The following is a 22,766-nucleotide window of genomic DNA, read 5'->3' as shown; positions in this document are numbered from 1 at the left end:
GCATGCGGAGGACCATACTTCGCCTAGCGAAGTATGGTCAAGATCGCCCGCCCGCATCGACTTGGTGGCGCGGACGAGCTAGTGGGGGGCGAAGGGTTCACTCGCAGGTGGAGGTCGCGGGCTCGTCGGCGAGGCGTCCGCGGTGCTGGGCGTTGACCGGTCTGACGTATGCGTGCATTATTTGACGCATCTGTCGAGAAAAGGCGGTAGCCCATGACGATGGCTCGCAGTTCTCTCCATCCGCTCGGCATCCTGCTCGCCGTGGCGATCGCGCTCACGGCCTGCGCCGGACCCGGCGGCGGCGGCGTTCAGTCCGGCCGGGACGTGGTGGTGAGACTCAACTCCGACTGGGACTCCCTGGATCCCGCCAAGACCCGCACCACGTACGGCTACCAGCTCGTCACGACCCTCTACGACAGGCTCGTCACGGTCGCCGACGGCAAGGTGGTCCCCTATCTCGCCGAATCGTGGACGCAGACCCCCGACACCGTCAGGCTCACCCTGCGCCGAGGTGCCCGCTGCGCGAGCGGAACCGAGCTGACGCCCACCATGGTCGCGGCCTCCCTGCGCCGGCTCGGCGCCAAGGAGACCGCGGCGCCGTACGCGAGCCTGGTCTTCGGCGGCTCCGGCTACACGGTCACCGCCGACGACGCGGCGCGCACGGTCACGGTGCGGACCGGGCGGCCATACAGCGACCTGCTGGTGGGCCTGGCCCAACCGATGGCCTCGATCGTCTGCCCGGAGGGGCTGCGGGCCGCGGACACGCTGGCGGCGACCCCCGCGGGCAGCGGGCCGTACACGCTGGCGGCCTCGAACAGAGGCGCGAGCTACCGGCTGACCGCCCGCCCGGGATACACGTGGGGGCCGGAGCGCGAGGGAAGCTATCCGGACGCGGTCACCTTCAAGGTCGTCCAGAACGACAGCACGGCGGCGAACATGCTGGCCGCCGGCGACCTGGACGTGTCCTGGGTCGGCGGGCCGGATCTCGCGAGGGTACGGGCGAACCCGGCGGTGAAGCCGGTCAGCCAGCTCATCTACGGCTCCTTCATGCTGGTGTTCAACCAGGCGAAGGGCAGGCCGGGAGCCGACCCCGCGGTGCGCAGGGCGCTGGCGGGCGCGGTGAGCGCGCAGAGCTTCAACGAGGCGGCGTTCTTCGGCGAGGGAGAGCCGGCCGGCAGCGTGGTGAGCGAGGAGGTGCCCTGCCACCGCGAGGTGCGACCGCCCGCCGCGGCGGCGGCCACCGTGGACGTGGACCTCAAACTGGTCGGCTCGACCGACTACGCCGCCGGGTACGAGTACGTGCTGGAGGCGCTGCGCAAGGCGGGCGCGTCCGTCCGGCTCCAGCTCGTGGAGCTGAACAGCTTCGCGGAGGTGATGTTCACCTCGGGCGACTGGGACGTCACCGTCTACCCGTTCACGCCGCTGGCCCCGAGCCTCGGCGCGCTCGGGATGTTCGTGACGGGGGCGGCGCCTCCGGACGGCGCGAACTTCGCGAGCATCGGCAACAAGGCGTTCGAGGCGTCGGTCGCCAAGGCGCAGGCCTCGCTGGGCGAGGAACGCTGCCGGCACTGGGGGGACGCGCAGCGGGCGATCGTCGAGAACGCGGACGTGGTCCCGCTGGTGCACGCCAAGCCGTACTGGTTCGTGCGCGACGGCTTCGCCGCGGGCCTGGCCGGCGGCGGGACCATGGTGGACCCGCACGAACTCGCCCGGCGGTGACGGGCATGAGGATCCTGAGCCGCCTCGGCACCATGGCCGCCTTGCTCGCCGCCCTGCTGGTGGCCTCCTTCCTGCTGCTGCACCTCGTGCCGGGCGACCCGGCCGTGCGGATCGCCGGGCTCAACGCCACCCCGGAGCAGGTCGCCGAGGTACGGCACCGGCTCGGCCTGGACCTTCCCCTGCACCGGCAGTTCGCCGAGTACGTCATGGACGGCCTGCGCCTGGACTTCGGGCGCTCGTTCAGGACGGGCGAGCCGGTCACCGACGTCATCGGCGGCAGCCTCGGCGTGACACTGCGGCTCGCGGCCGCGGGGATCACGGTGACGATGCTGACCGGTGTCGCGCTCGGGATCGCCATGGCCGCCCTGACGCGGGAGGGCCGCCGCCCCGGCGTCGAAACCGCCTTCACGACGGGCACCTCGCTCGTCGGCGCCGTCCCCGAGTATGTCACCGGGGCGGTGCTGGCGCTGGTGTTCGCGGTGGGGCTGGGCTGGCTGCCCGTCGCCGGGCTGGCCGATCCGGCCGGGCTCGTGCTGCCGGCCGTCGCGGTCAGCCTGGCGCCCGTCTCCGTCCTGGCCCGGGTGATCAGGGTGGAGACGCTGGCCGTACTCGCCCACGACTACGTCCGCACGGCCCGCGCCAAACGCCTGCACCCCGTCATCGTGTACGGCAGGCACGTGCTGCCCAACGCGCTGACCTCGGCGCTGACCGTCGGCGGCCTGATCTTCGCCGGGCTGCTCGGCGGCGCCGTGGTGATCGAGAACGTCTTCGCCCTGCCCGGCCTCGGCTCCCAGCTCGTGCAGTCGGTGATGGCCAGGGACTACCCGGTGGTGCAGGCCGTGATCATGCTGCTGGGCGCGTCCATCGTCGTGGTCAACAGCTGCGTCGACGGGGCGCTGCGGCTGCTCGACCCGCGGACCAGGGCGGTGTCCTCATGACCGCCGCGCTGCGGGCCTTCCGCTCCACCTCGGCCGGGCCGGTCGCCCTGGCCGTTCTGACCCTGCTCGCGGTCGTCGCCGTCGTCGCGCCCATCCTGTGGGGCGAGAGGGCGACCGCGCTGAACCCGGCCACGGCCGTGCTGGGGCCGAGCGCCGAGCACTGGCTGGGAACCGACCGGCTGGGCCGCGACGTGCTGGTCCGCACACTGGTCGCCACCCGTACCTCACTGGGGCTCGGCCTGCTGGCCGCCGCCGTGGCCGCGCTGGCCGGGCTGCTGCTCGGCGGTCTCGTGGCGGTGTTGAGCCGCCGGGCCAGGGAGGCGGGGCTGCGGGTGCTCGACGCCGTGCTGGCCTTCCCCGCCATCCTCGTCGCGATCATCGTTACCCTGATCCTGCCCGAGGGCACGGCGAGCGCGGCGGTGGCGGTCGGCGTGGCCGGCGCCCCCGCCGTGGCCCGCATCGTGGTCACGCTGGCGACCGCGGTCCTCGCCCGCGACTTCGTGGCCGCCGCCTGGGGGCTGGGGGTGGGCCGGTCGAGGATCCTCGTGCGGTATGTCCTGCCCAACATCGCCGACAGCCTCGCCGTGAGCCTGTCGGTCGTCGCCGGCGCCGCTCTGGTCGTGGTCTCCTCGCTGAGCTTCCTCGGCGTCGGCGTGCAGCCTCCGGCCTTCGACTGGGGCGGCATGCTGTCCCAGGGCGTCATGGACATGTATGTCACGCCGCTGGCCGCGCTCGCCCCGGCCGTCATGATCGCGCTCGCGGGGCTGGCGTTCGGGCTGGCGGGGGAGGCGATGGCCCGCGTGGCCAATCCGTCGGTCTGGACGGCGCGGCGGACCGGGCGGCACACGGCCCTGGCCGCCGGGACCGGCACCGAGAGCGACGCGCTGCTCGACGTCAAGGGGCTGACCGTCACCGCGGGGGCGGGACCGGGTGCGCCCGCCATCGTGTCCGGCGTCGATCTGCGGGTCGGCCGGGGCGAGATCGTCGGCCTGGTCGGGGAGTCGGGGTCGGGCAAGTCGATGACCGTGCTCGCGGTGGCGCGGCTGCTGCCGTACCCGGTGGAGTCGGTGGCGGACGCGCTGACGCTCGACGGGCACGACCTGCGGGCCGGCCCGGGTGAGCGGGTCAGGCGGCTGCTCGGCACCCGTCTCGCGCTGGTCTTCCAGAACCCCGCCGCCTGCCTCAACCCCGCGCTCAGGCTGGAGACCCAGCTCACCGAGGTGCCGAGGACGCATCAGGGGATGAATCGGGCGCAGGCCCGGGAGCTGGCACTGGCGGGGCTCAGGCAGGTGCGCGTGCCCGAGCCGGAGCGGCGGCTGCGGCAGTACCCGCACGAGCTGTCCGGCGGGCAGCGCCAGCGGGCGACGATCGCGATGGCGCTGGCCGGCCGGGCGGGCCTGCTCCTCGCCGACGAGCCCACCACCGCCCTGGACAACACGCTGCGGCGCGCCGTCCTCAACCTGTTCCGCGAGGCCAACGCCGCGAGCGGCACCGCGATCGTGCTCGTCTCGCACGATCTGTCGGTCGTGCGGGGGCTGTGCGACCGGGTGGTCGTGATGTACGCGGGCCGCGTCGTGGAGGAGGGGCCCACCCGCGAGGTGATCGCGCGTCCGCTGCACCCGTACACCCAGGCGCTGGTCGGCAGCACGCTCACCATGACGACCCCGCTCGACCGGCCGCTTCCCGCCCTCGACGGGCAGCCGCCCCGGCCGGGCGAGCGGCAGGAGGGCTGCGCGTTCGTCCCGCGCTGCGCCAGGGCCGAGGACCGCTGCGCCAAGGAGCGTCCGCCGCTGCGCGCGTACCCCGGCGCACGGCGCACGGCCTGCTGGGCGGTGGAGGCGTGAACGGGCTGCGGCTGCGAGGCGTGACGATCAGGTACGGCGCCGGCCCGAGCGTCGTGTCGGACGTCGACCTGGACCTGCCCGACGGCGCCGCCGTCGGAGTGGTGGGCGAGTCGGGTTCGGGCAAGTCCACCCTCGCCAGATCCGTGGTGGGCATGGTGCCGCTGGCCGCAGGGGAGATCACCCGCGACGGGAGGCGGCTGCGGGCCCCCGGCCTGCGGCGCGTCCCCGACCCCGGCATTCAGCTGGTCTTCCAGGACCCGCACGGCTCGCTGAACCCGCGGATGACCGTGGCGGCCACGCTGGCCGAGGCGGCCAGGCTGAGCGGATCGCCGGAACGCCCCTCCCTGGAACGCGTCGGGCTCGCCGACGGCCTGCTCCGCCGCTACCCGCACGAGCTGTCCGGCGGCCAGCTCCAGCGCGTCGCCATCGCCAGGGCGCTGGCGGCCAGGCCGAAGCTGCTGATCCTCGACGAGGTCACCTCCGCGCTGGACGTCTCCGTCCAGGCGCTCATCCTCAACCTGCTCCGCGACCTGCGCGCCGACCTCGGCATCGGCTACCTGGTCATCGCCCACGACCTGCCGGTCGTGCGGTACCTGTGCGACACGGTCGCGGTGATGCACCGCGGCGAGTGCGTGGAGCAGGGGCCGTGCGCCGACGTGCTGGGCGCCCCGAGCCACCCGCACACCCGCGCGCTGCTCGACGCGCTCAACGAGGAGTCACCATGAACGAACCGGTCATCGTCGCGAGCGCCCGCACCCCCATCGGCAGGGCGGGCAAGGGCTGCCTGCGCGACGTGCGGGCCGACGACCTGGCCGCGGCCGCCGTCTCGGCGGCCCTGGCCAAGGTGCCCGAGCTGGATCCGGCCGAGCTCGACGACCTGGTGCTCGGGTGCGGCAGTCCCGGCGGCGAGCAGGGCTGGAACCTGGCCCGCATGGTCGCCCTGCTGCTGGGCCTCGACACCCTGCCCGGCACCACGGTGACCAGGCACTGCGCCTCCAGTCTGCAGGCGGCCCGGATGGCCGCCCACGCGATCCGCGCGGGCGAGGGCGACGCCTTCGTCGTCGCGGGCGTCGAGGCGGCCAGCCGCCACCGGTACGGTAGCGCCGAGAGCTCCGGCGACCCGAACCCGCTCTACGCCGCCGCGGCGCGCCGTACGGCGGGCCACGCGGAACGCGGCGACTTCGCCTGGACCGACCCCCGCGCGCTCGGCGAACGGCCGGACGCCTACCTGACGATGATCCAGACCGCCGAGTACGTGGCCCGCCTGCGCGGAGTCACCCGCGAGGCCATGGACGCGTTCGCGCTGCGCTCGCAACTGCGGGCCGCGGAGGCCGCCGAGGCCGGATTCTGGGCCGCGGAGATCACCCCGGTCCCGCTGCCCGGCGGCGGCGTCGCCGACCGCGACGACGGCCCGCGCACCGGCGTGACCCTGGAGAGGCTGGCCGCGCTCAAGCCCGTGCTGCACCCCGCGGGCCGGATCACCGCGGGCAACGCCTGCCCGGTCAACGACGGCGCCGCCGCCCTGGTCATGATGAGCGACCGCCGCGCCCGCGAGCTGGGCGTGCCGCCGCTCGGCCGCGTGGTGGCCACCGGGCTGTCCGCGCTCAGCCCGGAGGTCATGGGGCTCGGCCCGGTGGAGGCCGCGCGGCAGGCGCTGCGCCGGGCCGGGATGTCCGTCGGCGACGTGGACCTGGTGGAGCTGAACGAGGCGTTCGCCGCGCAGGCCATCCCGTGCGCGGACGACCTCGGCGTGCCCCCCGACCGGCTGAACGTCCACGGCGGGGCCATCGCGATGGGTCACCCGCCGGGGATGACCGGCGCGCGGCTGATCGGCACCCTGCTGCACGGCCTGCGGGACTCGGGCGGCGCGGTCGGCCTGGTGACGATGTGCGTCGGCGGCGGCCAGGGCATGGCCGCGATCGTGGAACGGTTGTAACCCCTGCCGTAAAGTATTGGACGGAGCCGTCGATCGAGCGGAAGGGGTCCGTCTGTTGGCCAGCACGAGCTCGCGCAAGGAACTCATGAGCAACACGGTGCTGGAGAAAGCCGCCGTGCTGTTCGCCGAGCGGGGTTTCGCCGGCACCAGCCTGCGCGACATCGCCGAGGCGATGGGGATGACCAGGCCGGCGCTCTACTACTACTTCAACAGCAAGGAAGCGCTGCTGCAGGAGCTGGTCAGGGGGGTCACGGGCAGCGGCTCGCAGGAGCTGCGCAGGCTGCGCGAGCGGACCGACATCGGCGCCGCGGAGAAGCTCAGGGTGGTGGTGTCCACGACCGTGGCCCGCATCGCGGAGAGCCCGCTGCAGTTCCGGCTGCTGGAGCGGAACGAGACGGAACTGCCCGCGGAGATCCTCCGGGAGCATCACACCAGTAAGGGCCGCATCCTCGACGAACTCACGAAGATCATCGCCGATGGGGTGCGGTCCGGGGAGTTCCGGCCGGTCGACGAGCGGATCGCGGCGTTCTCGGTGATCGGCATGATCAACTGGATCGCCTGGTGGTACAAGCCCGACGGGCCGAGCACGCCCGAGGAGATCGCCCGCGAGATGTACGAGATGGCCTCGCGTGGTCTGGTCCGCGGCGCGGACCGGATGCCCGCGAGCGGCATCGAGGGGGCGGTCGCGCTGCTGCGCGAGGACCTCACCCACCTGGAGCGCCTGGTCAGCGAGGGTGGCTCGGCTTCCTGAGCCCTGTTTGATGAGGCCGTCACCTACGGGTGGCGGCCTCTGTCGCACCATTGACTTTGACGCATCCTTCGAATAGTTTTCCTTCGTGTCAGACATCTGATGGCGGCCACCCGGCAGGAAGGCAGGCGGGCGTGACATTCGTGATCGGCCTGGACATCGGCGGAACGTTCACCGACGCCGTGGCGATCGGCTCGGCCGGGACGCTGCACACGGCGAAGACCCCGTCCACACCGCCCGACTTCGAGCAGGGCTTCGACAACGCGCTCGAGGTGCTCGCCGCCCAGGCGGGCCTGACCGTGGAGGGCCTGCTCGCCGAGACCGGCCACGTGGCCCACGGCACCACCGTGGCGCTCAACGCGCTGGTCACCGGCCAGGTGGCGAAGGTGGGCTTCCTGACCACCAAGGGGCACGGCGACTCCATCGCCATCATGAACGTGGAAGGCCGCTACCTCGGGCTGTCCCCGCACGAGGCCCAGGACACGCTCAACACCCGCAAGCCCGCGCCGCTGGTCCCCCGCTCGCTCCGCCTCGAGGTCACCGAGCGCGTGGACAGGGACGGCTCGGTCGTCGTGCCGATGGACGAGCGGGAGGTCCGCGAGCACCTGCGCCACCTCGTCGCCGAAGGGGTGACCGCGCTCGCGGTGAGCCTGCTCTGGTCGTTCAGGAACCCGGCGCACGAGCGGCGGATCAAGGAACTGGCCCACGAGGTCGCACCCGGCCTCTACGTCACGCTCTCCAGCGAGCTGACCCCGCGGATCAGAGAGTTCGCCCGCGCCGCGACCACCATCATGAACGCCCAGGTCGGCCCAGCCCTGCGCGCCTACCTGGACCCGCTCGAAGGCAGGCTGCGCGACCGCGGCCTCACCGGCCCGCTGCTGGTCATGCAGGGCTCCGGCGGCACGGTGGCGGCCAGGCGCGCCCCGGAGGTCGCCATCACGACCGTCGGCTCGGTGCTGACCGGCGGGGTGGTCGGCGCGGCCAGGCTGGCCCGGCTGCTCGGCCATCCCCACGTCGTCTCCACCGACGTCGGCGGCACCACCTTCCTGGTCGGGATGATCGTCGACGGCGTCCCCGTCGCCAGCGCGGGGACGGTGCTCAACCAGCACCCCGTCAACACCCCGGCCCTGCGCGTGCACGCGATCGGGTCCGGCGGCGGCGCGATCGCCGCCGTCGACGCGGGCGGCAACCTGCGGGTCGGGCCGGGCAGCGCCGGGGCCAGACCGGGCCCCGCCTGCTACGGCCAGGGCGGCACCGATCCCACCGTCACCGACGCCGACCTCGTCTGCGGCATACTCAACCCCGACTACTTCCTCGGCGGCACCCAGCGCCTGTCCACCGACCTGGCCGCCAAGGCGCTGCTCGAACGGGTCGGCGTGCCGCTCGGCCTGGACGCCGAAGGCGCGGCGGCCGCGGTGGTCGCCGTCCAGAACGGCCAGACCGGCGACCTGGCCCGCAAGGTCGTCGTCGAGACCGGGCACGACCCGCGCGACTTCGTCGTCTACGCCTTCGGCGGCGCCGGCCCCATGCACAGCTTCGCCTACGCCGCCGAACTCGGCGCCAAACAGCTCGTCGTCCCGCTCGGCCCGACCGCCGGCGTGTTCTCCGCGTACGGCCTGGCCGCCAGCGGCGTCACCGTCTCCGCCGAACTCAGCGACCCCGCCCCCCTGCCCGTCGACCCCGCCCGCGTCCAGGCCAACTTCGACACCCTCGCCGCCCGCGTACGAACCGCCCTGGAAAGTCAGGGACTGGACTTCACCTCCGTCGTCCTGCGCAGGGAGGTCGACGCCCGCTACGGCCCGCAACTGGCCGAGGTGCTCACCCCGGTGCCGGACGGCCCCTTCGACGAGGCGTCCGTGGCCGCCATCGGCGACGCGTTCGAGACGGAGTACGTCCGCAGGTTCGGTCCCGGCACCGGCTACCGGGAGGCGGGCATCCACCTGGTCACCTACCGCGTGCACGGCGTCGGCACCCTGCCGGTGGAGCCCGTGCTCCCCGAACTCCCCAAGCCGGCCGGCCGCGCCGAGGACGCCCGCAAGGGTCGCCGCCGCGTCTTCCTCGACCTGACCAGAGGCTGGGAGGACACCGACGTCTACGACTACCTCGCGCTCGGCCCCGGCCACGTCATCACCGGCCCGGCCATCGTCGAGGTGCCCACCACCACCGTGGCGGTGCCGGCCGGAGCCGAAGGCCGGATCGACCGGTTCGGCAACCTCGCCATCCACCTGCCCTGAGCCTGGAGGACACCGTGCCCTTCTCCGACCGGTTCGCCAGCCGCCCGGCGCCGCTCGACGAGCTGCGCCGCGCGATCTCGCCCGACCTGCGGCTGCACGCCGTGGACCAGGCGGCGGTCGAGGCCGTCGATCCACTCACCTACGAGGTCGTCCGGCACCGCATCTGGTCCATCACCGACGAGATGGGCGACACGCTCAAGCGCATGTCGGGCTCCACCTCGGTGACCGAGGTCAACGACTTCGACTTCACCATCGGCGACGAGCTCGGCCAGGAGGTCCAGGTCGGCCTCTTCAACACCGGCCTGGTCGCCGCCATGGACCTGGCCATCTACTGGACGCTGCGGCACCGCTCGGCCAACCCCGGCATCGCCGAGGGCGACATGTTCCTCTGCAACGACCCGTGGGTCGGCGGCGGCCTGCACCAGAACGACGTCGCCGTGCTCGCCCCGATCTTCCACGACGGGCTGCTGTTCGGCTGGTCCACGGCCATCTGCCACGTCGCCGACCTTGGCGGGGTCGCGCCCGGCTCGTTCTCGCCGACCGCGACCGACGTGTTCGCCGAGGCGGTGCCCACCCCGCCCATCAAGATCGTGCGGGGCGGCGTGATCCAGGACGACGTCGTGGACGCCTACCTGCGCAGGTCCCGGGTGCCGGAGATGGTCGGCCTCGACCTCCGGGCCAAGATCGGCGCGAACCGGCTGGCCACCGAGCGCATGCTCGGCCTGATCGGCCGCTACGGCGCCGACCTGGTCAAGGCCGTGATGAAACGGATGATGGACGACGCCGAGCGGCGGCTCAGGGCCAAGCTCACGGCACTGCCCGACGGTACCTGGCACGCCGTCGGCACGCAGGAGCAGGCCATGCTCGGCGACCGCGGCCTGTACACGATCGAGCTGCGGATGACCAAGGTCGGCGACCACCTGACCTTCGACTTCACCGGCACCGACCCCCAGCACGGAATGATCAACTGCCCGTACGCGGGGATGCGCGCCGGGGTCATGTTCGCCGTGCTCCCCATCCTGGCCGGTGACATCCCCTGGGCGGCGGGCGGCCTGATGCGCTGTTTCGACCTGATCAGCGAGGAAGGCACGATCAACAACGCCGCCTTCCCCGCCGCCGTCTCCAAAGCCCCCGTCGGCCCCGCCTGGGCCACCGCCAACCTGGTCGCCGAATGCCTGGGCAAGATGCTCGACACCACGGCCGAATCCAGGTCGAGGGTCCAGTCCGTCTGCGCGGGCACCTACGACGGATGCCTGCTGTCCGGCGTGGACGCCGAGGGCCGGCCGTTCCTCGGCGGCCTGGCGGACACCATGGCCTCGGGGTTCGGCGCGCAGCCGCACGCCGACGGCGTCGACACGGCGGGCCTGTTCGTCATCCCGATGGGCCGCGCGCCGGACGTGGAGATGACCGAGCTCACCCAGCCGCTGCTGTACCTGTGGCGGCGCGAGGAGCCCGACACCGGCGGCGCGGGGCGGCAGCGGGGCGGCCTCAGCGGCTCCGTCTGCGTGATCCCGCACGGCACGCGCGGCTCGATGACGGCCATGTTCACCGGTTCCGGCAAAGCGGCCTCGATGAGCCCGGGCCTGGCCGGAGGCTACCCCGGCGGCACCCAGACCGACCTGGTCGTGCACGCCTCCGGGGCGCGCGCGGCGCTGGCCGCGGGGTGGATCCCCGCCACGGTCGGCGAGCTGGGCGGCGAGCACCGCCTGGTCCAGGCGCACGACGAGGTGCGGGTGGAGCCGGACGGCGTCATCGTCCTGCGCTGGGCGGCGGGCGGCGGCTACGGCGACCCGCTGCTGCGCGACCCGGCCGCGGTCGCCAGGGACGTCGCCGAGGGGAAGGTGTCCGACGAGGCCGCCCGTACCCTGTACGGCGTCGCCCCCGGCATCACCGAGAACCTCCGCCACCTGATCAGGGAACGCCGCCGCGAGCACGCCACCGTGCCGCCCGAGCCGACACCGGTGAGGGCCACCGGCGGCGAGCGCCTCCCCTTGGACGACAACCTGCGGCTCGCGCCGGGGGAGGACGGCGGCAGCGTCGTCGTCTGCGCCCACTGCGACCACGCCCTCGGACGCTGGGGGGACAACTACCTGGCGGGGCTGCCGCGCCGTACCGGGGCGCCCGCCGAGGCGGGACCCGCGAGCTGGCCGAGCCCGCACGACTATGTCGACGAACCCATCGAGTTCCGCCAGTTCTACTGCCCTGGCTGCTACACCGCGCTGCTCACCCAGGTCGTCCCCGCCGGGCGGCCGATCATCCTCGACCGCGCACCCGCCACGGAGATCGCATGACCGCCGACGTCGTTCCCTATCCCGACCACCTCGCCCGCGCCTACCGGGAGGCGGGGGCCTGGCGCCCGCACACCATTCCCGGCGAGCTGCGGCTGGCCGCCCGCCGGTGGCCGGACACGCTCGCCGTGGTCACCGCGACCGAGCGGGTGACCTACCGCGAGCTCGACCGGCGCGCCGACCGGCTCGCGGTGGCGCTGCGGCGCCTCGGCCTCGCGCCCGGCGACCCCGTCGTCTTCCAACTGGCCAACGAGGCGCACACCGTGGTGGCCTACTACGGCGTGCTCCGCGCCGGCCTGGTGCCGATCTGTTCCCTCGCCCAGCACCGGGCCCGCGAGATCGGCTACCTGATCCGGCACACCGGCGCCCGCGCGCACCTGGTGGAGGCCGACTTCCGCGACTACGACCTGCCCGGCTTCGCCGCCGCCATGGCGGCCGAACACGAGAGCGTGACGGCCGTCGTGGTGTTCGGCGGGCCCGCGCGGGAGGGGCAGCACGCCTACGCGGACCTCGTCGCCGGCGTGGACGCCGACGCGGCCGCCGAAGAGGTCGGCACCTGGCCGGTCGATCCCGCCTCCGTCGCGGTCTTCCAGCTGTCCGGCGGTACGACCGGCGACCCGAAGGTGATCCCGAGACTGCACTGCGAGTACGCCTACAACGCCCGCGCCTGGGCCGAGCACTGGAACTGGGGCCCGGGAACCGTGGTCCTGCACGCCGGCCCGATGATGCACAACGCGGGCATCGTCGTGACCGTGCAGTCGGCGCACCTGACCGGCGCCACCGTCGTGCTCGTCCCGCGGATCGACGCCGAGGCGATCGCCGAGGCCGTCGCCCGCGAGCGCGTCACCGACACGATGATGGGCGTGGGCCTGCTGACCCGCCTCGCCGAGCACCCGCGACTCGGCCGCTTCGACTTCTCGTCGCTGCGCCGGGTGTTCTTCGCCCCGTCCATCCCCAGCGCCTGCGACCAGGCCGAGAAACTGCTCGGCTGCCGGGTGGTGCCGCTGTTCGGCGCGGGCGAGGGCATCTTCCTCACCGCGCCCGACGACGCCCCGGAACAGGCCCGCAAGGCCACCTGCGGCGCGCCCCTCTCGCCGCTGGACGAGGTGCGGCTGCTGAACCCGGGCACCGAGGAGGAGGTCGCGCCCGGCGAGATCGGCGAGCTCGTGGCGCGCGGGCCGTACACGATCCACGGCTACTACCGGGCGCCCGAGCGCAACCTGGCGGCCTTCACGAGCGACGGCTTCTACCGGACCGGTGACCTGGCCCGCGCCCACCTCGTCGAGGGCGTCACCTACTACTCCCACGAAGGGCGCATCACCGACAACATCAGCCGCGGCGGCGAGAAGATCCACGCCGACGAGCTGGAGGGCCTGCTGGCCGGGCATCCCGGCATCGCCGAGGTCGCCGTGGTCGGCATGCCGGACCGGCTGCTCGGCGAGCGCGTCTGCGCCTTCGTCCGCCCGGCCAAGGACCATGTTCCCACCGTCGCCGAGCTGGCGGACTTCCTGCTCGGCCTGGGGCTGGCCAAGTTCAAGCTGCCCGAGCGGGTGGAGATCGTGGACGAGCTGCCGCGGACCAAGGTCGGCAAGGTGTCCAAGCGCGACCTGCGCGACCGCATCACCGCCCTCGTGAGCAGGGAGCAAGGCCATGGATGAGCCGGTCGGCTTCGGCACCCGCATCACCGAGATCGCCGCCAGGACCCCCGGCAGGCCCGCCGTCACCTTCGCCCCGGTGCACGGCGAGGAGACGGTGCTGAGCTGGGCGGAGCTGGAGGCCCGGGCGAACCAGACGGCCAGGCTGCTGGCCACCCACGGCGCGGGCCCCGGCCGGGCGGTGATCGTGGCACTGCCCAACGGGCCCGCGCACCTGCTCGCCGCCATCGGCGCCTGGAAGATCGGCGCGATGGCGGTCCCGCTCAAGCACTCACTGTCCCCCCGGGAACGCGCCGATCTGATCGGCCTGGTGGACCCGGCGGTGGTGGTGGCCGCGGACTGGGAGGTCCCTCCGCCCGCCGTACGGCTCGGCCCGGCCGACCTCGAAGCCGCGTCGGCCCTGGACGCCGGACCGCTGCCGCCGGTCGTGCCACATCCGGGGAAGGCCGTGGCCTCCGGCGGATCGACCGGCGGCGCCAAAGTCATCGTGGACCCCCGCCCCTGGGCGCACAGCCCGGGCAAGGCGCTCGGCATCGGCTCCCTCCAAGGGCTGCGCGCCGGGCAGACTCAACTGGTCGCCGGAGCGCTCTTCCACAACGCGCCGTTCTGCTGGGCGCACTTCGGCCTCTGCGAGGAGCACCACCTGGTGCTCACTGACCGGTTCGACGCCGCGCACACCGTCGACCTCATCGAGCGGCACCGGGTGCAGTTCCTCTTCACGGCGCCGGTGATGATGCACCGCGTCATGCGCCTGCCCGGCCTCCCGGACCGGGACCTGTCGAGCATCGAGACCCTCTTCCACACCGCCGCGCCCTGCCCCGCCTGGCTGAAGCGCGCCTGGATCGACCGCCTCGGCCCGGAACGGGTCATCGAACGCTTCGGCGCCTCCGAAGCGGTCGGCAACACCTTCATCACGGGGGCCGAGTGGCTGGCTCACCCCGGGAGCGTCGGCCGGGGCGAGCGCACCCACATCAGAATCCTCGGCGAGGACGGCCGCGACCTGCCGCCCGGCGAGGTGGGGGAGATCTTCACCCGATCCCTCGACGCCACCGGACCGACGTACGAGTACCTCGGCGCCCCGCCCGCCGACACCACCCCTGACGGCTACACCAGCGTCGGCGACTTCGGCCGACTGGACGAGGAGGGCTACCTGTACCTCGCCGACCGCCGCTCCGACATGATCAACAACGGCGGGGTCAACGTCTATCCGGCCGAGGTCGAAGCCGTCCTGTCCGAGCACCCCGCGGTCGCCGACGCCGCGGTGGTCGGCCTGCCCGACGCGGAGTACGGCCGGCGCGTCCACGCCGTCGTGCAGCCGGCCGCCGGCCACCGCGTCACCGAGGCCGAACTCGTGGACTTCTGCCGGGCCCGCCTGTCGTCGGAGAAGGTCCCGCGCAGCGTCGAGTTCCGCGACCCGCTGCCCCGCGACGCCGCCGGAAAGCTGCGCCGACGCGGGCTCGTCCCCCATGAGGAGTGAGTGACATGAACCCCAAGACGATCGCGGTCACCGGAGGCGGCGTGATGGGCGCCCAGATCGCGCAGGTGCTCGCCGTACACGGGCACACCGTGCGGATCCACGACCTGGACGACCGCAGGCTCGCCGCCGCCCGCGAGCGGATCGTGGACGGGCGCTTCGGCCTGCGCGCCTCGGTCGCCAAGGGCAAGCTCAGCGAACAGGAGTCCCAGGCCGCCGCGGACCGCCTCTCCTACACCACCGACCTGGCCGCCGCCTGCGACGGCGTGGACCTGGTCCAGGAGGCGGTGCCGGAGGACATGGGACTCAAGGTGCGGGTCTTCCGGCGGCTGGACGAGGTGAGCCCGCCGGGCGCGGTGCTGCTGTCGAACACAGCGGGGCTGCCGGTGGCGGCCCTGGCCTACGCGACCGACCGGCCCGCCCTGGTGTTCGGCTGGCACTGGTTCCAGCCGTGCGCCGTCATGCGCTGCGCCGAACTCGTCGTGCACGACCGGGTCGACCCGGAGGCGCTGGCCGCCGTCACGGCCGTGGCCGAGTCCTGCGGCCGCCGCCCCGTGGTCGTCCACGACCAGCCGCTCGCCTGGGGTTTCGTCGCCAACCGGATCAACGCGGCGGTCCGCCGCGAGGCGGACCAGATCGTCGCCGAAGGGGTGGCGACCCCCGAGCAGGTCGACGCGATCATGCGGGACGCGCTCCGCTGGCCCATGGGGCCGTTCGAGATGCGAGGCGCCGCCGCGCTCGGCTGACCACGACTACAGGAGGTTGAGGATGCCAGGCTCACTGAGGACCAGAGGCGTCGACCACGCCGCGTACGTGACCGCCAGACCCGCGGAGACCATCCGCTTCTACCGCGACGTCATGGGGCTGCGCACCCCGCACGTGATCACCGCGAAGGGATGGGGGAGCAAGCCGCACCCCGACTTCGTGCACTTCTTCTTCGACATCGGCAACGGCGACCGGCTCGCCTTCTTCTACTACTTCGGCGTCCCCGAGGACCCCGGCGCCGCGCGTCCCACCTACCACCTGGCTCTGCACGTGGAGACCCAGGAGGAACTGCTGGCCTGGCGCGCGCGCTTCGAACGGCTCGGCGTGCGGGTCATCGCCCAGATCGTCCACGAGACCATCGAGTCGATCTACGTACGCGACCCCAACGGGATGGTCCTCGAGATCACCCGGCCGCTGCGGGAGCTGTCCGAACGAGACGAGTTCGACGCCGAACTGTCCCTGGCGGCCCTCCTCGACACGCTCGAGGAGGACGACCCCACCCTGGAGACCTTCTGGCGGCGCAAGGCCGAACTCGTCGAGAAGGAACTCGCCAACGACCCCGAGGAGGACTGACATGCCCGCCATCTACGTGCTGGACGTGCCCGAGTTCGCGCCCGTGGCCGAGGCGGCGACCGGCGAGGACCTCTCGCTCACCCGCCGCTCCGGCTACTTCAAGGTGAGCTCCCCGGGCCCCATCAGCGTACGGCGCGCCGACACCGACCTGGTGGACGCCGTCTGGTTCAGCGCCCTGAGCGGCGGCTACGCCGGCGCGCTGGAACGCTTCGACGGGGACCTGATCAGAGTCGTCCCCGACGGGAGGTGAACCCGCGTGCGCACCCCCGCCGAGTTCAACGGCGACTGGTACCCGCGTGATCTGCCCCCCGGCGTCGAGGTCTCCTCCCACCTGCTGCCCACCAGCGACGGCGCGGCCACCCGGGGCTGGCTGTACACGCCGAGAGCCGCCACCGCCGTGGTCGCGGTCATGCACCCGCGGGCCGACGCCTCGCGCCACTACCTCATCCCCGACCTGCTCGACGCCGGTCTCGCCGTCTGGGCGCAGACCGGCAGGGGCGGCGGCGGCGACCTGCGCCTGGTCCACGAGAGCGCGCTGCTCGACATCGCCGCGGGCCTGACGTTCCTGCGGAAGCGGGGATTCGGCAGGGTCGGCGCGCTCGGCAACTCCGGCGGCGCGAGCCTGTACACCTTCTACGTCCAGCAGTCCCGGCGAGACCCGGCCTCCAGGATCGCCCGCACCCCCGGTGGCCGTCCCTCGGGCCTGCCCGAGGCCGACCTCCCGCCCCTCGACGCCGTGGCCTACCTGGCCCCGCACCCCGGGCAGGGGGCGCTGCTCCTGGAGTGCATCGACCCCTCGGTGACCGACGAGGCCGACCCGCTGTCCGCCGACCCCGCGCTCGACCTCTTCGACCCGGCCAACGGCTTCGCCGCCCCAGCGGCGAGCTCCGCGTACACGCCCGAGTTCGTCCAGCGGTACCGCGCCGCCCAGCGGGCCAGGGTGGCCAGGATCGACGCGGCCGCGCGGGCGCTCATCGACCGGCGGCTGGCCGCCCGTACCCGGTACAAGCGGTCGGGCGCGGACGCCGACCTGCGGGCGGCCACGCACATGCCGATCGTCACCGTCCACCGCACCGACGCCGACCCGCGCACCGTCGACCTGTCCCTCGACCCCTCCGACCGGCGCTACGGCTCGGTCTTCGGGCCCAGACCGCACGTGGTCAACTACGGCCTGATCGGTTTCGGCAGGATGACCACGCCCGAGGCGTGGCTGTCCACCTGGTCCGGGCTGAGCAGCAACGCCGCGATGGCCGCCACCGCGCCGGAGATGACCCTGCCGTGCCTGCTGGTCGAGTACACCGGCGACAACTGCGTGTTCCCCGCCCAGATCCGCGCCGTCTACGACGCGCTCGGCTCCACCGACAAGGCCCACCTGCGGGTCCGCGGCGACCACTTCGGCCGCGCCCTCGACGGCGACGGACCCGAAGTGCCCGCCCGCGCCAGGACCGCCGTCGCCGCTTGGCTGCGCGACCGGCTCACATGAGAGGACATCCAGTGCCACCACTGTCCGGTCGCGTCGCGATCGTCACCGGAGCGGGCCGCGGGCTCGGCCGGGCGCACGCCCTGCTGCTGGCCGAACTCGGCGCCGCCGTCGTCGTCAACGACCTGGGCGGCGACGTGCACGGCGCCGGCCACGACGCGGCCCCCGCCCGGCAGGTCGTGGACGAGATCCGCCGCGCGGGCGGGCAAGCCGTCGCCAGCGGCCACGACGCCGCCGACTGGGCACAGGCGGCCGAGCTCGTCGACCTCGCCGTCACCACCTTCGGCGACCTGCACGTCCTGGTCAACAACGCGGGAATCCTGCGCGACCGGACGCTGGCCAGGATGAGCGAGGCGGAGTGGGACGCGGTCGTCCGCGTCCACCTCAAGGGCCACGCCGCGCCCACCGCGCACGCCCTCGCGCACTGGCGCCGCCGGGCCAAGGAGGGCAACCCCGTCGCCGCCTCCGTGGTGCACACCACCTCCGTCGCCGCCTTCGCCGGCAACATCGGCCAGGCCAACTACGGCGCGGCGAAGATGGCGCTGCTGGCCCTGTCCCGCTGCGTCTCCCTCGAAGGCGGCGGGTACGGCGTGCGCTCCAACGCGGTCTCGCCGGGCGCGCGCACCCGCATCACCGCCGGAATCGACGGCGACCAGCCGCCCGCGGCCGGGTTCGACGCCGCCGACCCCGCGAACGTGTCCCCCCTGGTGGCCTGGCTCGCCCGCGCGGACTGCCCGGCCGACGGCCAGGTCTTCCACTGCTCGGGTGAGGAGATCCTGGTCGTGGACATGCCCAGGGTGAGCGCGCGGCTCAGCGGCCGGGGCCGCTGGACCATGGACGAGCTGGACGAGCGGCTGGCCCCGCGGCTGCGCGTCCCGCCGGCGCTCGGAGACTTCCTCGGCGGTGCCGCGTGAGGACCCTCTACACCGGCGCGGACGTCTTCGACGGGACCGGCGCCTCGCCCGCCAAGGCCGACGTGGTCGTCGAGAACGGCCGGATCCTCGACGTCGGCCCAGGGCTGGACGGCGACGCCGCCGTGGACCTGACGGGCGCCACCCTGCTGCCCGGCCTCATCGACTGCCATGTCCACGTCACCGTCGACGGCATCGACACGCTGAAGCGGCTGGCCGCGCCGTACTCGCTGCGCTACTTCCAGACCGCCCGCAACCTCGGCGCGCTGCTGGACGCGGGCCTCACCACCGTCCGCGACGCGGGCGGCGCCGACCTCGGGGTCAAGGCGGCCGTGGACGGCGGCGTGGTGCGCGGCCCCCGGCTGCGGATCGCGATCACTATGCTCAGCCAGACCGGCGGCCACGCCGACCCCTGGCTCCCGTCGGGCGCCTGCACGCCGGCGCTGCCCGCCACTCCCGGCGTGCCGCCGCCTGTCGTGGACGGCGTGGACGAGATGCGCCGCAGGGTGCGGGAGCTGGTCCGGGCCGGCGCCGACTGGATCAAGGTGGCCGCGTCCGGCGGGGTGATGTCGCCGGGAACCGATCCGCGCCGCGCCCAGTTCACCCCCGACGAACTCCGGACCGCCGTCGCCGAGGCGGCCGCGGCGGGGCTCGGCGTCATGGCGCACGCCCAGGCCGGGCCTGGCATCCGCAACGCGATCACGGCGGGTGCCCGGTCGATCGAGCACGGCGTCTACCTGGACGACGACCTGATCGCGCTGATGCGCGAGCGGGGAACCGTCCTGGTGCCGACCCTCCTCGCCCCCCGAAGCGTCCTGGACGCCGCGGCGTCGGGAGCGGCGTTCAGCGAGCGGTCGCGCGCGAAGGTCGCCGAGATCATGGAGGCGCACGACGACTCCTTCCGCAGGGCCGTGGCCGCGGGCGTGCCCGTCGCCATGGGTACCGACGCCATCGGCTACCCGCACGGCCGCAACCTGGAGGAACTGGAGCTGATGCGCGCCGGCGGCATGAGCCCCCTCCAGGCGCTGCACGCCGCCACCGGTGCCGCCGCCGCGCTGCTCGGCCTCGCCGACGACCTGGGCACCATCGCTCCCGGCAGGCGCGCCGACCTGGTCGCCGTGCGCGGCGCGGCGACCGACCTCACCGGGCTGCGCGAGCGGATCCTCCTGGTCGTCAAAGACGGCCGGTTCGCCGCGGGCCTGTCCACCAGCGAAGAAAGAAGGAGCGCATGACCCGGAATGTCTGGGACAAGCGGGCCGTGCACATCGCCGGCGTCGCCGAGACCGCCCTCGGCGAGGTACGGGATCAGACCGAGCTGTCCATGTTCGCCGCCGCGGCCAGAGAGGCGCTCGGCGAGGCGGGGCTGACCCTGCGCGACGTCGACGGCGTGTTCGTCAACTACATGGGGGAGGAGGGCAGCGTCCAGGTCGCCGAGTACCTCGGCATCACCGCGCCCCGCTACGCCGACTCCACCGACCTCGGCGGCGCCGCGTTCGAGGCGTTCGTGCACCACGCGATGCTCGCCGTCGCCGAAGGCCGCTGCGAGGTCGCCCTGATCGGCTACGCCTCCCGTCAGCGCACCCGCCGTTTCCGTAACATGGCGGGCAGCCCCGTCGACGCCGACAGCCTGGCCGCCCAGTTCCAGTCGCCGTACGGCCTGCCCGCGCCGATCGGCCACTACGCCATGATGGCGGCCAGGCACATGCACGCCTACGGCACGACCCCCGAGCAGCTCGCCGAAGTGGCGGTCGCCGCCAGGGCGTGGGCGCGGCTGAACCCGAAGGCGTGGTCGCGCGACCCGCTCACCGTGGAGCAGGCGCTGGCCAGCCGCATGATCTCCACCCCGCTCCGGCGCAGCGACTGCTGCCTGGTCACCGACGGCGGCGGCGCCATCGTGGTCACCACGGCCGAACGCGCCCGCGACGCGGCCAAGCCGTCGGTACGGGTGATCGGCGCGGGTGAGAGCCACACCCACTGGCACCTCGCCAGCATGCCGGACCTGACCGTCACGGCGGGAGCGGTGTCCGGCCGGGAGGCCTTCGCCATGGCCGGCATCACCGCCGCCGACGTGGACGTGCTCCAGCCGTACGACTCCTTCACCATCACCGTGCTGCTGGCGCTGGAGGACCTGGGCTTCTGCGGCAAGGGGGAGGGCGGCCCGTTCGTCTCCGGCGGTCGTCTCGCTCCCGGCGGCGCGCTGCCCGCGATGACGTCGGGCGGCGGGCTGTCGTACAACCATCCGGGCGCCCTCGGCGCGCTGCTGCTGGTCGAGGCCGTACGGCAGTTGCGCGGTGAGGCCGGGGAGCGGCAGGTGCCGGACGCGCGGATCGCCGTCGCCCACGGGGTGGGCGGCTTCAACTCCACCGCCGCGACGGTGGTGCTCGCCCGATGACCACCAGCCGACCGGAGGAGTCCATGAGCCACGGCGACGCCATCACCGCGCCCTTCTGGGCCGGCGCGCGGGAAGGACGGCTGCTCCTGCAGCGCTGCGCCCGCTGCGGAGCCCACCAGTTCTACCCCAGGCCGTTCTGCCTCGCCTGCGACCACGACACGCTGACGTGGGAGGCGGCGGCCGGCACCGGCGTCGTCTACTCCCGCACAGAGGTGCACGTCAAGGTGCGTGATGACCTCGTTCCGCCTTACACTGTAGTAGTCGTCGCCCTGGACGAGGGGCCGAGGCTGACCACCCTCATCGTGGACGACGACGGCGAACCCGGCGCCGGCTGTGAGATCGGCGACCCGGTCGAAGTCTTGTGGCGGGCGCGCGCCGACGCCCCGCCGCTCCCCGTATTCAGGAGATCCGCATGAGCCTGCCCACCGTCCGTCCCGTACGCCCGGGCGACGCCGCCCAGCTCGCCGTCACCATGGCCAGGGCCTTCGACGACTACGCCTACACCGTGTGGACCGTTCAGGCCGAGGGCAGGTTCGACCGGTTGCGCGGCCTCTACTCCCTCTTCGTGGCCGAGTTCGCGGCCGGTCACGGCGGCGTATGGGTGACCGACGACTGCGCCGCGGTCGCCTCCTGGCTGCCGCCCGGCGTGATCGGCCCGGACGAGGCCTTCCAGGAGCGGCACGGCGCCGCGATCGCCGAACTGATGGGCGACAGGCTGCCGTTCGCCGCCGCGGCGGGCGAGATCACCGACCAGTACCGGCCCACGGAGCCGCACTGGTACCTGGCCTCGATGGCCACCCACCCCGACTGGCAGAACAGGGGGCTCGGCGCGAGCGTCCTGGCGCCCGCGCTGCGCCGCTGCGACCTCGACGGCGTCCCCGCCTTCACCGAGACCGCGTCGGAGGCCAACGTACGGTTCTACCGGCGGGCGGGCTTCGAGGTGGTGGCCGAGAACGAACTGCCGGACGGCGGACCCCACCTGTGGTTCCTGCGCCGCCCGCCGGGTGCCGCGGGGTGAACGCCCACCGCGTGGGCCTCGTGGTGCCCAGCTCCAACATCACCATGGAAGCGGAGATCCCGGAGCTGCTGCGGCGCAGGCGGGAGCGCTTCCCGGGGGAGACGTTCACCGTGCACGGCAGCCGGATGCGGATGCGCCACGTGACGCCCGAGGAGCTGCGCCGGATGGACGGCGAGAGCGACCGCTGCGTCACCGAGCTCGCCGACGCCAGGGTGGACGTCTACGTGTACGCCTGCCTGGTCGCGATCATGGCGGGCGGGGCCGGCTACCACGAGTCGGCGGAGCGGCGGCTGGCCGCCGTGGCCGAGGCCGCGCAGGGGGCGGCGCCGGTGGTCTCCAGCGCGGGCGCGCTGCTGGCGGGGCTGGAGGCGCTCGGCGCCCGGAACGTGGCGATGGTCACGCCGTACCTGCCGGAGCTCACCGGGCTGGTCCGCGCCTACCTGGAGGCGCACGGGGTGAGCGTGCGCGACGCGCTCAGTCTGGGGGTGGCCGACAACCTGGCGGTCGGCTGCCTGGACCCGGAGGCGCTGCTGGCCCACCATCGGCGGCTGGATCTGACCGGCTGTGACGCTCTGGTGCTCTCGGCGTGCGTGCAGATGCCCTCGCTGAGCGTCGTCCAGCGAGTGGAGGACGAGGTCGGGATTCCGGTGGTGACGGCGGCGACGGCGACGACGTACGTGCTGCTGCGGGCGCTCGGACTCGCGCCTGTGGTGCCGGGCGCGGGCAGGTTGCTGGCGGACCGCTGATGAATCATGGGAGAGGGGGGCGCGGAAGCGCCCCCCTCTCCCATG

20 protein-coding genes are annotated in these 22,766 nt (G+C 73.6%); all 20 read left to right on the top strand.

Annotated elements, in window-relative coordinates:
- The first annotated feature begins 219 nt into the window (after window positions 1-219).
- The 20 genes from ABZ911_RS28690 (at window position 220) to ABZ911_RS28595 (ending at window position 22,721) form a co-directional block, all read left to right on the top strand.
- The gene (locus tag ABZ911_RS28690; protein ID WP_358062470.1) at window positions 220-1,719 is read left to right on the top strand and encodes an ABC transporter substrate-binding protein; all 1,500 of its coding nucleotides are present in this window, start codon (window positions 220-222) and stop codon (window positions 1,717-1,719) included.
- A 5-nt stretch (window positions 1,720-1,724) separates the two neighbouring features.
- Window positions 1,725-2,657 carry an ABC transporter permease gene (locus ABZ911_RS28685; protein ID WP_358062467.1) on the top strand — a complete coding sequence of 311 codons (933 nt, stop codon included), beginning with the start codon at window positions 1,725-1,727 and terminating at the stop codon, window positions 2,655-2,657.
- Entirely contained in the window at window positions 2,654-4,501 is a 1,848-nt protein-coding gene (locus ABZ911_RS28680) for a dipeptide/oligopeptide/nickel ABC transporter permease/ATP-binding protein (RefSeq protein ID WP_358062464.1), read from the top strand. The genes ABZ911_RS28685 and ABZ911_RS28680 overlap by 4 nt, the downstream gene beginning before the upstream one ends.
- The gene (locus ABZ911_RS28675; RefSeq protein WP_358062461.1) at window positions 4,498-5,226 is read left to right on the top strand and encodes an ABC transporter ATP-binding protein; all 729 of its coding nucleotides are present in this window, start codon (window positions 4,498-4,500) and stop codon (window positions 5,224-5,226) included. Before ABZ911_RS28680 ends, ABZ911_RS28675 begins: the two co-directional genes overlap by 4 nt.
- Window positions 5,223-6,437, top strand: a complete 1,215-nt coding sequence (locus tag ABZ911_RS28670) for an acetyl-CoA C-acetyltransferase (protein WP_358062458.1) — start codon at window positions 5,223-5,225, stop codon at window positions 6,435-6,437. The genes ABZ911_RS28675 and ABZ911_RS28670 overlap by 4 nt, the downstream gene beginning before the upstream one ends.
- 85 nt (window positions 6,438-6,522) lie before the next feature.
- Window positions 6,523-7,188, top strand: a complete 666-nt coding sequence (locus ABZ911_RS28665) for a TetR/AcrR family transcriptional regulator (RefSeq protein ID WP_358062455.1) — start codon at window positions 6,523-6,525, stop codon at window positions 7,186-7,188.
- Between the two features lie 131 nt (window positions 7,189-7,319).
- Complete coding sequence (locus ABZ911_RS28660) at window positions 7,320-9,419, top strand: hydantoinase/oxoprolinase family protein (RefSeq protein WP_358062452.1); 2,100 nt, start codon at window positions 7,320-7,322, stop codon at window positions 9,417-9,419.
- A gap of 14 nt (window positions 9,420-9,433) precedes the next feature.
- A complete protein-coding gene (locus ABZ911_RS28655) occupies window positions 9,434-11,710 on the top strand; it encodes a hydantoinase B/oxoprolinase family protein (protein ID WP_358062449.1) in 2,277 nt (758 codons plus the stop codon).
- Entirely contained in the window at window positions 11,707-13,365 is a 1,659-nt protein-coding gene (locus ABZ911_RS28650) for an AMP-binding protein (protein ID WP_358062446.1), read from the top strand. Before ABZ911_RS28655 ends, ABZ911_RS28650 begins: the two co-directional genes overlap by 4 nt.
- Window positions 13,358-14,839, top strand: coding sequence for an AMP-binding protein (locus ABZ911_RS28645; protein ID WP_358062443.1), 1,482 nt, complete (start codon window positions 13,358-13,360; stop codon window positions 14,837-14,839). The genes ABZ911_RS28650 and ABZ911_RS28645 overlap by 8 nt, the downstream gene beginning before the upstream one ends.
- 5 nt (window positions 14,840-14,844) lie before the next feature.
- Window positions 14,845-15,582: a 3-hydroxyacyl-CoA dehydrogenase family protein gene (locus tag ABZ911_RS28640; RefSeq protein WP_358062440.1), complete on the top strand. Its 738-nt coding sequence runs from the start codon at window positions 14,845-14,847 to the stop codon at window positions 15,580-15,582.
- A gap of 22 nt (window positions 15,583-15,604) precedes the next feature.
- A complete protein-coding gene (locus tag ABZ911_RS28635) occupies window positions 15,605-16,174 on the top strand; it encodes a VOC family protein (protein ID WP_358062437.1) in 570 nt (189 codons plus the stop codon).
- Window position 16,175: 1 nt separating this feature from the next.
- On the top strand, window positions 16,176-16,424 hold the full coding sequence (locus tag ABZ911_RS28630) for a hypothetical protein (protein ID WP_358062434.1): 249 nt from the start codon (window positions 16,176-16,178) through the stop codon (window positions 16,422-16,424).
- Between the two features lie 6 nt (window positions 16,425-16,430).
- Window positions 16,431-17,657 (top strand): hypothetical protein, encoded by a 1,227-nt coding sequence (locus tag ABZ911_RS28625; protein WP_358062431.1) that lies wholly within the window; start codon window positions 16,431-16,433, stop codon window positions 17,655-17,657.
- Between the two features lie 11 nt (window positions 17,658-17,668).
- A complete protein-coding gene (locus tag ABZ911_RS28620) occupies window positions 17,669-18,568 on the top strand; it encodes an SDR family NAD(P)-dependent oxidoreductase (protein ID WP_358062428.1) in 900 nt (299 codons plus the stop codon).
- Window positions 18,565-19,797, top strand: coding sequence for an amidohydrolase family protein (locus ABZ911_RS28615; RefSeq protein ID WP_358062425.1), 1,233 nt, complete (start codon window positions 18,565-18,567; stop codon window positions 19,795-19,797). Before ABZ911_RS28620 ends, ABZ911_RS28615 begins: the two co-directional genes overlap by 4 nt.
- Window positions 19,794-20,957 (top strand): acetyl-CoA acetyltransferase, encoded by a 1,164-nt coding sequence (locus ABZ911_RS28610; protein WP_358062422.1) that lies wholly within the window; start codon window positions 19,794-19,796, stop codon window positions 20,955-20,957. The genes ABZ911_RS28615 and ABZ911_RS28610 overlap by 4 nt, the downstream gene beginning before the upstream one ends.
- Window positions 20,954-21,373, top strand: a complete 420-nt coding sequence (locus tag ABZ911_RS28605) for an OB-fold domain-containing protein (protein WP_358062419.1) — start codon at window positions 20,954-20,956, stop codon at window positions 21,371-21,373. The genes ABZ911_RS28610 and ABZ911_RS28605 overlap by 4 nt, the downstream gene beginning before the upstream one ends.
- Window positions 21,370-21,975 (top strand): GNAT family N-acetyltransferase, encoded by a 606-nt coding sequence (locus ABZ911_RS28600; protein WP_358062416.1) that lies wholly within the window; start codon window positions 21,370-21,372, stop codon window positions 21,973-21,975. The genes ABZ911_RS28605 and ABZ911_RS28600 overlap by 4 nt, the downstream gene beginning before the upstream one ends.
- On the top strand, window positions 21,972-22,721 hold the full coding sequence (locus tag ABZ911_RS28595; RefSeq protein ID WP_358062413.1) for an Asp/Glu racemase: 750 nt from the start codon (window positions 21,972-21,974) through the stop codon (window positions 22,719-22,721). The genes ABZ911_RS28600 and ABZ911_RS28595 overlap by 4 nt, the downstream gene beginning before the upstream one ends.
- The last annotated feature ends 45 nt before the right edge of the window (window positions 22,722-22,766 follow it).

Origin of the sequence: Nonomuraea sp. NPDC046570 (assembly GCF_040645915.1) — a bacterium.
Taxonomy (GTDB): domain Bacteria; phylum Actinomycetota; class Actinomycetes; order Streptosporangiales; family Streptosporangiaceae; genus Nonomuraea.
Note: the sequence above shows the minus strand (reverse complement) of the source record. Positions and strands in the feature narration are given on the sequence as shown.